Source organism: Streptomyces niveiscabiei (assembly GCF_001419795.1).
GTDB lineage: Bacteria > Actinomycetota > Actinomycetes > Streptomycetales > Streptomycetaceae > Streptomyces > Streptomyces niveiscabiei.
Window position 1 is genome coordinate 1 of sequence record NZ_LIRL01000008.1, and the last position, 9,425, is coordinate 9,425.

Below are 9,425 nucleotides of genomic sequence, written 5' to 3' on the forward strand. Positions count from 1 at the left end.
CCCCAAACACCGAGCCGCCCAGGACGTCCCCCTCGACTCCATCGCCGCCCCCGACGGAACCGAAGTCCTCTTCTGCGCCACCCGCCGCGCAGGACTGGCGAGTTGGACGGACGACTTCACGTTCACCGGCGAGAGCACGGCGGACGGCCGGCTCGACCACCTCGCCCTCACCCAGCCCTGGCACCACTTCGACGAAGCGGTCCTCTTCCACCGCACCATCCTGGGCCTCAGCCCCCACGAGACCGTCGAACTCGCCGACCCCTACGGCCTGTTCCGCAGCCGCGCCCTCTCCGCGTCCCCCTCGGGCCCGCACCTCGTCCTCAACCTCGCCCCCACACCGGAGGCCGACGACCGGGCCCGCCACATAGCCGTAGCGGTACCCGACGTGGTCGCCACAGCCCGGGAACTCCGCTCCTGCGGCGCCCCCTTGCTCCACGTCCCCGGCAACTACTACGACGACCTCGCCGCCCGCTGCGACCTCCCCGCCGAGGACGTGGCGACCTACCGCGAACTCGGCATCCTCTACGACCGCGACGAACAGGGCGGCGAGTTCCGCCACTGCTACACGGCGACGGTCGGCCAGGTGTTCTTCGAGTTCGTCCAACGCGACGGCGGATACGCCGGATACGGGGCGGCGAACGCTCCGATCCGGCTGGCGGCCCAGCGCAGGTGACGCGGGGCGGGTCCCGTCGGTCCGCCGCGAGGCCGCCCGGTTACTCGCCGCGATAGGGGATCCACCGGTAGCCGGGCCGGAAGACCTCGTAGCCGGCGCCGAGGCCGAGGTCCGCGTGCACCTCGTCGCTCAGCACGAGGCCGTGCAGGCTGCCGTCGTCCAGTTCCTCCGACCAGTGCCTGAGCTCGGCGGGGTCCAGGAACGGTTCCGGATCCCAGCCGACCCGGGCGGTGACGTAGCCGTGGAACGCCGCCAGCAACTCGTAGAGCTGGTGGCCCAGTTCGGTCAGCTCCGCCGGGGTGAGGTCGAGCCGGGGGAGAGTGCCGTCCAGGGCACAGTGCCAGCTGACGGCCACGGGCAGGATCGACAGCTGGATGTCCCCTCCCGAGTCCGTCAGCAGCGGCCGGTGGAGAGGGATGCGGTGGTCACCCGCGCGAAGCGCCGAGGTCCTGGGGTCGACGAGGGCGGCAGCCCGAGCGGCCTCGGCGTTGTCGCCGAAGTTCACCACGAGTTCGAAGCAGATCGCCACGTCCGGGTCACTCCTGCTTCTCGCCCGAGGCGAACCGCGACACGATCAGGGCCACGATGATGATGACCCCGTTGAGGAACTGGTTCCACAGCGGCGGCACCCCGGCCAACGTCATGACGTTGACGACGAGTTGGAGGGTCAGCACCCCGGTGAGGGCCCCGAAGACGGAGCCCTTGCCGCCGTTGAGGCTGACTCCGCCGATGACGGTCGCGGCGAACACCTGGAAGATCCAGCCGCTGCCCTGCGTCGCGGAGATGGACCCGTAGTGCCCGCTGTAGAGGATGCCGGCGAACGCGGCGAGGACGCTGCCGGTGATGAGGACGATCCAGATGATGCGATCGACGCGGATACCGGCCGTACGGGCCGCCTCCTGGTTCCCGCCGATCGCGTACAGCGCCCGCCCGTGCCGCAGCCACGCCAGCGCCCCGCCCCCGAGGACGAACAGCACCCCGCACACCCAGACGGCGGCGGGCAGCCCGAGCCACGAGGTACGGCCGAGGTAGGTGAACGACGGCGGGAGCTCCACGATCGACTGCCCCTCGGACAGGGCGACCTGGAGCCCGCGCAGCATGGTGAGCGCGCCGAGCGTGACGATGAACCCGTTGAGCCGCAGCTTCAGAATGAGGAACCCGTTCACGACCCCGATGACCGCGCCGATGAGCAGGCACAGCGGGACCGCCGTCCAGCCCGGCAGCAGATCGACCCCGTTGAACCGCCCGCCACTGCTCGGCAGCACCAGCCACACCGCGATGACCGGAGCCACCCCGATCGTGGACTCCAGCGACAGATCCATCCGCCCGCTGATCAGGATGAACGTCGTCGCCAGCACCAACAGGCTGAGTTCCGTGGACTGCTGGAGCACCCCGATCAGGTTGTCGGAGGTGAGGAAGGCGGGCGAGACGATGAACCCGATCAGCATCAGGACGAGGATGACCGGTACGAGGGACAGGTCCCGGAAGCGGCCCAGATCGAGCCGGGACAGCCCGGCCGCCTTCGCCCGAGGCGGTGTCACTTCGGTGGTCACGGACATGGTTTACCTCCCCAAGGCGTCGGCGACGCCCTCGATGGCGGCGACCATCTCCTCGTCCCGCCACCCCGGCGTGAACTCGGCGACCACCCGCCCGTGGAACATGACGACGACCCGGTCGCACACCCGCAGATCGTCCAGCTCGTCGGAGACGATCAGCGCGGCCTTCCCGCCGTCGGCGATCCCCCGGACCGTGCCCAGGAGAAACTCCTTGGACCTGACGTCGACCCCGTTCGTGGGCCGGATCGCGACCAGCACATCCGGGTCGGTCGCCAACGCCCGCGCCACGACGACCTTTTGCTGATTGCCGCCGGACAGCGCGGTGACCGGCGTCGAGGCGCCGGGCGTCTTGATGTCCAGCTCCCGGATCACCCGCCCCGCGAACTCCCGTGTCCGGGACGGCAGTACGGTCCCGAACGGCCCGAGCTGATCGGTGACCGTCAGCGTCGCGTTCTCGGCGACACTGCGCCCGGTGACCAGCCCCTGCGCATGCCGGTCCTCGGGCACCAGCCCGACCCCGGCGGCCAGCGCCGACGGCACACTCCCGGTCCGCACGACCCGCCCGCGTACGGCGACCTGCCCGCCCCGCGCCTTGTGCAGGCCAGCGATGGCCTCGCCCACCTGCACGTTCCCGCTCGCGGCTGACCCGGCGAGCCCGACCACCTCACCGGAGCGCACGGTCAGGTCGAGGCCCTCGCAGACGCCCGGAAGGGTGAGGCCGGAGACGGACAGCAGCGTGGTGGAATCGGCGACGGTCCGCTGCCGGGGGACCGCGACCGGCAGCTCCGCTGACTCGCCCGTCATCGCCTCCACCAGCTCCCGGTGCCCCAACTCGGCGACCGGCGCGGTCAGGACGTGCGTCGCGTCCCGGTACACGGTGACCGTCGTGCAGAGGTCGTACACCTCCTGGAGGTGGTGCGAGATGAACAGGAACGCGACGCCCTGCTCCCGCAGTTCACGGAGTTTCGCGAACAGCCGGGTGATGCCCCGCGCGTCGAGCTTCGCCGTCGGCTCGTCCAGGATGATGAACCGCGCGCCGAACGACAGGGCCCGCGCGATCTCCACGAACTGCCGCTGCTCGACGGTGAGTTCCTTCGCCCGCACGGCGGGGTCGACGTCGACCCCGTACTCCGTCAGCAACTCCCGTGCTCGCTCCCGTAGTTGGCGCCAGCGGATCGGGCGGACGGCGCTCGCGCTCTGCCGGTTCAGGAAGAGGTTCTCGGCGACGGTCAACTCGTCGAGGATCGTGGAGCGTTGATAGACGCAGGCGACCTTGGAACGCCACGCGGCGAGGTCGCCCGGCGCCGGGGCCGGGGCGCCGGAGAAGCGCAGGGTGCCCGCGTCCGCGCGCTGGATGCCGGTGAGGAGCGAGACGAGGGTCGACTTGCCCGCGCCGTTGCGGCCGACCAGGGCGTGCGACTCGCCCGGGGCGACGGAGATGTGCGCGTCGCGCAGGGCGACCGTCGCCCCGAACCGTTTGGAGACGCCGATGGCCTCGGCCACCGGGGTCGTGCTGATGTCCGTCATGAAGTTCCCCCGCGTCAGCCGATGTTGTTGCCCCACAGCGCGGCGTCGTCGACGTTCTCCTTGGTCACCAGCGGCGCCGGGAGCTGGTCCTCAAGACCGTTCGGGATCTTGATGATCGTCGAGCCGTGGTCGGTCGGGCCCGGCTCGAACGTCTTCCCCTCGGCCGCCGCCTTCGCGTAGTGCAGCGCGTACTTGGCGTACAGGTCGGCGGGCTGGGAGACCGTCGCGTCGATCTGGCCCTTGCGGATCGCGTCGAGCTCCTGCGGGATGCCGTCGTTGGAGATGATGCTGATGTGGCCCGGCTGCCCGGCCGGCTTCAGCAGCTTCTTCTGCTCCAGGAGCGCCAGCGTCGGCTGGAGGAACGCGCCACCGGCCTGCATGTAGATGCCGTTCAGGTCCGGGTGCTGGGCCAGCAGCGACTGGAGCTTCGCCGAGGCGACGTCGCCCTTCCAGTCCGTCGGCAGCTCGAACACCTGGATCTTCGGGAACTTCGCCTTCATGCACGCCGCGAACGCCTCCGAGCGGTCACGCCCGTTGATGGAGTCCAACGCCCCCTGGAACTCGGCGACCTTGCCCTGCCCGCCGAGCTGCTTGCCCAGGAACTCGCACGCCTTCGTGCCGTACGCCTTGTTGTCCGCGCGCACCACCATGTAGACGTCGCCCTTGTCCGGCCGCGTGTCCACGCTCACCACCGGGATCTTCGCCGCCGACAGGCTGTCCAGCGTGGACGCGATGGCGCCCGTGTCCTGCGGGGCCATCACCACCGCCTTGGCGCCCGTGTTGCGGAACACCTGGACGTTCGCGACGAGTTTGGTCACGTCGTTCTGCGAGTTGCTCAGCGGCAGCGCGTCGACGCCGTCGGTCTTGATGTCCTTCCTGAGGTACTGCGCGTAGGAATTCCAGAAGTCGGTGTCGGAGCGCGGCAGATCGATCCCGATGGGAGACTTGCCGCCCGACGAGGACGAGTCGGAGCTCTCGCGGTTGCAGGCGGTGGCGAGGGCGAGCGCCGCGAGGACGGCGGTGGCGGCTGCGGTCGAGCGGATGCGAGCGGTCGTCATTGGCCGTGTTCTCCCCTGAGCCGTGATTCCTCCGATGTATCTCGGAATGCCGAGGACGTTACGATGCCGTCGCCCGCAGTGACAAGACTTGGGTCGGCTTCAATTCGGCTAACGGACATGAACGTTTGGGGAGCGGCCGGACGGGTGATCATCTCTAGGGGTTCTCGCTACACATCCGATGACTGGCCCGAGGAGCCGGTGCTGGTGGATGGCGTCAAGCCCCGTACACCGGAGCCGGATCGGGCGCCCGGGTCAGCAACTCCCGGACCGCCGGGCCCACTTCATCCGGCGTCCAGCGTCGGTCCCGCTCCGTCCGGGGCCCGTACCGCCAGCCGTCCGCCACGCCGATGATCCCGCCCTCGACCTCGAAGACTCGGCCGGTCACCTCGCTCGATCCGGTGGAGGCCAGCCAGACCACGAGGGGGGAGACGTTGCCGGGGTGCATGGTGTCGAAGCCTGTCGCCGGGGCCCGCATGCGGTCGGCGAACGCCTCGACGGCTTCGGTCATCGGGGTGCGCGCGGACGGTGCGATCGCGTTCACCGTCACGCCGTAGCGGGCGAGTTCGGCCGCCGCGACGACCGTGAGGGCGGCGATGCCCGCCTTGGCGGCGCCGTAGTTCCCCTGGCCGACGCTGCCCAACAGGCCCGCGCCGGAAGAGGTGTTGACGACGCGGGCGGCGACCGGACGGCCGCTCTTCGCGCGGTCGCGCCAGAAGGCGGCGGCGTGCCGCAGAGGGGCCGCGTGGCCCTTGAGGTCCACGCGCAGGACGGTGTCCCAGTCGGCCTCCGTCATCGACACCAGCATGCGGTCGCGGTTGATGCCCGCGTTGTTCACCAGGGCGTCCAACGCGCCGAACTCGTCCACGGCCCGGTGGATCAGGGACTCGGCGTACGCCCAGTCGCTGACGTCCCCGAGGTCGGCCACCGCCGTGCCGCCGTTCGCGGTGATCTCCTCGGCGACGGACTTCGCGGCCTCGCCCAGGTCGTTGACGACGACGGCCGCGCCCTCGGCGGCGAGGGCGAGGGCGTGTTCGCGGCCGAGGCCCTGGCCCGCGCCGGTGACGACGGCTACGCGGTTCCGGCAGATCATGACGCGCCTCCTTGGGGTTCGGAGAGGCCCAACCGGGTTGCTATCAGGGCCCGATGGTGTGCGGGGCCGCCCCAGTCCGCCGCCAGGGCCCACGCCCGCTTGGCGTAGCGGTGCAGTTCGTACTCCGTGGTGTAGCCGATCGCGCCGTGGCACTGGATCGCCGCCCGAGCGGTCCGCCGGGCCGCCTCCGAGGCGAGCACCTTCGCCGCCGACGTCCGTACGTCCGCGTCGGCGTCCCCGGCGGCCTGCGCCCACCCCGCCGCGAGGACGGACGCACGGGCGAACCGCACCGCCACCAGCGCGTCGGCCAGCGCGTGCTTCACCGCCTGGAACGAGCCGACCGGCACCCCGAACTGCTCCCGCTCCCGGACGTACGCGACGGTCAGCTCGACCATCCGCGTCCCCAGGCCCACGAGCAGCCCGGAGGTGGCCAACACCCCCCGCCACCGGGCCACTTCGAGCATGCCGGGATCGTCGGTGAGCAGCAGTCCGCCCCGGCCCGGCGCCGTGACACGCGCCAACTGGCGTGTCGCGTCCACCGATTCGAGGGGCTCGACGCTCAACTCCTCGCGCCGGAACAGCCGTACCCGACCGGCCCCCGCGAGAACGACGAGATCCGCGCGGGCCGCGAACGGCACGGGGGCGCCCTCGCCGAAGGAGGCGGTGAGCAGAGCCGAACCGTCCAAGACCCCGGCCAGCACCGGGAGTCCGGCCAGCAGAGGCGCCCCGACGGCGATCGTCTCGGCGGCCGGGACGGGTGCCCCGCTGTGCCCCAGCTTCTCCATCAGCGGCGGCAGACAGTTCTCGTCGAGGCCCGCCTCGCCGGGCACGAGCGCGCCGAGCACCCCCACCTCGGCGAGCATGCGCCACACGTCCGGCTTCGCCAGCACCCCGCCCGCCGCCTCCGCGAGCGCCGCGTCCACCTCGGTCACGGAGAAACGCACCCGCTCACCTCCTGGGGAGCCCGAGCAGCCGCTCGGCGACGATGTTGCGCTGGATCTCGTTCGTGCCGGCGTAGATGGGCCCGGCCAGGGAGAAGAGGAAGCCCTTGCTCCACGGCCCGGCCAACTCGGCGCCCGGGCCGAGGAGTTCGGCGGCCGTCTCGTGCAGGCGGACGTCCAGCTCGGACCAGAACAGCTTGTTCAGGCTGGCCTCGGCGCCGACCTCGCGGCCCTCGGCGATCGCCGTGACCTGCTCCAGGGTGAACCACTGGTACGCCTGCGCGTCGATCCACGCCTGCACGACGTCGTCCCGGTGGGCCCCGGCACCCAGGGACCTGGCCAGGTCCACCAGGCGGTCGGCGGTGTGCAGGAAGCGGCCCGGGGAGCGGAGCGTCAGGCCGCGTTCGGAGCCCGTGGTGGTCATGGCGACCGTCCAGCCCTGGCCGACCTCGCCCAGGACGTCGCAGTCCGGTACGAAGACGTCGTCGAGGTAGACGTCCGCGAACCCCTCGTCCCCGTCCAGGCGTTGGAAGCCGCGGACCGTCACGCCGGGGGCGTCGAGCGGGACCAGGAAGTAGGTCAGGCCGCGATGCCGTCCGGCGTCGGGGTCGGTGCGGAACAGGCCGAAGAGGTGCGTGCAGAAGGCGCCGCGCGTGGTCCACGTCTTGTGGCCGGTGAGCCGCCAGCCGCCGTCCACCCGTCCCGCACGGCTGCGGATCGCCGCGAGGTCGCTGCCCGCGCCGGGTTCCGACCAGCCCTGCGCCCAGAGGTCCTCGGCCGCCGCCAACCTCGGCAGGAGACGGGCCTGTTGCTCGGGGGTGCCGTACCGGAAGATCGTGGGGGCCAGCAGGAAGATCCCGTTCTGGGTGACCCGGGCCGGTGCGCCCGCCCGGTAGTACTCCTCCTCGAAGATCAGCCACTCCCACAGCGAGGCGCCCCGGCCGCCGTACTCCCGCGGCCACGACACGACCGACCAGCGGGCCCCGAACAGCTCACGCTCCCAGTCGAGATGGGCGGCGAAGCCCTCGCGGGTGTCGCCGGACGGCAAGGGGGGCGACGGCACGTGCGCGGCCAGCCAGTCGCGGGCTTCCCGGCGGAACGCGTCCTCCTCGGGGCTCCAGGTCAGGTCCATGGGCTACTCCCCGGAGCCGGAGCCGGAGCGCGAGTCTGAGCCGGTGCCGGTGCCGGTGCCGGTGCCGGTGCCGGTGCCGGTGTCGGTGCCAGTGCCCGTGTCGGTGTCGAGGCCGAACCTCTCCTGCCGGGTCACCCCCGACAGGTTCATCTCGAACGTGAACCCCTGCTCGTACCGGTAACTCCGTTTCACATCCCACAAGTCGATCCCGTTGAACGCCTCCTTCGCCGCCCGGATCACCGCCGGATGCTTCCCCGCGATCTCGCCGGCCACCTCCAACGCCCGGGCGCGCAAGGACGGTTCGGGTACGACGTCCAACACCGAGCCGTACGCGTGGAGTTCGGCGGCCGTCGCCGTCGCGCACGTGTACATCATCGCCCGCGCCCGATGCCCCGGCACCAGCCGCGAGAGATGCGTACCCGCCCCCAACGCCCCCCGGTCCACCTCGGGCAGCCCGAAGTACGCGTCCTGCGAGGCGATCACGACGTCCGCGTTCCCGACGAGCCCGATCCCCCCGCCCAGACAGAACCCGTGCACGGCCGCGACGACGGGCACCGCACACTCGTACACGGCGGCGAACGCGGTGAAGCAGCTCCGGTTCACCTCGACGATCGCCCCCTCGTCCCGCAGCTCCTTGATGTCCACACCGGCGTTGAAGCCCCGCCCCCGGGCCCGCAGCACGACGACCCGTACGGCGGGGTCCCGGCCGAGCCCCGTCACCGCGTCCGCGAGGGCGTACCACCCGGCCACGGGCAGCGCGTTGACCGGCGGCCGGTCGACGACGACCTCGGCGACGCCCCGCTCGTCGACGGCCGTCGCGATGAACTCGGTACCCATGGAAGCCCCTTCACCTGATGAAGCCGGTGGACCCGGTAGACCCGGCGGACCCGGCAGACCCCGTGAATCCGCCGGGCCCGGAGCCGCCGGAATTCCCCGTAAGCCCTGTAAGCCCCGTGAGCCGCGTGAGCACGGCTTCCGCCTCCGTCACGATCCGTTCGATCAACTCCGCGCAACTGGGCAGATCCTCGATCACCCCGGCGACCTGCCCCGAGGCCAACGTCCCCAGATCCACGCGCCCTTCGACCATCGACGCCCGCAGCATCATCGGCGTGTTCGCGGCCATCAGCACCTGCGACCACCCCAGCCCGTGCCCCCGCCGCATGGCGAGCCCCTCCCGCACCATGGCGGACCAGGGGATGCCCGAACTCCGGTGGAACGCCGACGCGTTGCGCACGGACCGCCAGGCCCGCCCGGGTGCCCGCTCCCGCAGCAGCCGTTCGACCAGCTCGGTCCGCAGTACCCGCTGCGGGACCCCGTCGAGGACCCGTGTCACGACCGTCCCGTCGACTCCCCGCCGCAGATACTCCGCCTTCACCGCGTCCGGCACCGTACTGTCACGGGTCAGCAGGAACCGCGTCCCCATGGCGACCCCCACGGCCCCCATCGCG

General features: G+C 71.5%; 9 protein-coding genes and 1 pseudogene. 1 reads left to right on the forward strand and 9 read right to left on the reverse strand.

Annotation, left to right across the window (positions count from 1 at the left end; all coding sequences use genetic code 11):
* Positions 1-673, forward strand: a pseudogene (locus AOK24_RS00360) (VOC family protein); the annotation flags it as partial.
* Between the two features lie 40 nt (positions 674-713).
* Here the strand turns inward: AOK24_RS00360 and AOK24_RS00365 are convergent.
* From AOK24_RS00365 to AOK24_RS00405, 9 genes are all read right to left on the reverse strand, one after another.
* Positions 714-1,202, reverse strand: coding sequence for a hypothetical protein (locus AOK24_RS00365; RefSeq protein WP_055717998.1), 489 nt, complete (start codon positions 1,200-1,202; stop codon positions 714-716).
* A 7-nt stretch (positions 1,203-1,209) separates the two neighbouring features.
* Positions 1,210-2,232 (reverse strand): ABC transporter permease, encoded by a 1,023-nt coding sequence (locus tag AOK24_RS00370; RefSeq protein WP_055717999.1) that lies wholly within the window; start codon positions 2,230-2,232, stop codon positions 1,210-1,212.
* A gap of 3 nt (positions 2,233-2,235) precedes the next feature.
* Positions 2,236-3,756, reverse strand: coding sequence for a sugar ABC transporter ATP-binding protein (locus AOK24_RS00375; protein ID WP_055718000.1), 1,521 nt, complete (start codon positions 3,754-3,756; stop codon positions 2,236-2,238).
* 14 nt (positions 3,757-3,770) lie between these two features.
* Complete coding sequence (locus AOK24_RS00380; RefSeq protein ID WP_055718001.1) at positions 3,771-4,814, reverse strand: sugar ABC transporter substrate-binding protein; 1,044 nt, start codon at positions 4,812-4,814, stop codon at positions 3,771-3,773.
* Between the two features lie 214 nt (positions 4,815-5,028).
* Positions 5,029-5,904, reverse strand: coding sequence for an SDR family oxidoreductase (locus tag AOK24_RS00385; protein ID WP_055718002.1), 876 nt, complete (start codon positions 5,902-5,904; stop codon positions 5,029-5,031).
* Positions 5,901-6,848: an acyl-CoA dehydrogenase family protein gene (locus AOK24_RS00390; RefSeq protein WP_055718003.1), complete on the reverse strand. Its 948-nt coding sequence runs from the start codon at positions 6,846-6,848 to the stop codon at positions 5,901-5,903. Before AOK24_RS00390 ends, AOK24_RS00385 begins: the two co-directional genes overlap by 4 nt.
* A gap of 4 nt (positions 6,849-6,852) precedes the next feature.
* Positions 6,853-7,977 carry an acyl-CoA dehydrogenase family protein gene (locus AOK24_RS00395; protein ID WP_055718004.1) on the reverse strand — a complete coding sequence of 375 codons (1,125 nt, stop codon included), beginning with the start codon at positions 7,975-7,977 and terminating at the stop codon, positions 6,853-6,855.
* A 3-nt stretch (positions 7,978-7,980) separates the two neighbouring features.
* Positions 7,981-8,814, reverse strand: coding sequence for an enoyl-CoA hydratase family protein (locus AOK24_RS00400; RefSeq protein ID WP_055718005.1), 834 nt, complete (start codon positions 8,812-8,814; stop codon positions 7,981-7,983).
* 10 nt (positions 8,815-8,824) lie between these two features.
* A partial coding sequence (locus AOK24_RS00405) for an NAD(P)H-dependent flavin oxidoreductase (RefSeq protein WP_206191116.1) occupies positions 8,825-9,425 on the reverse strand: 601 nt, incomplete at its 5' end.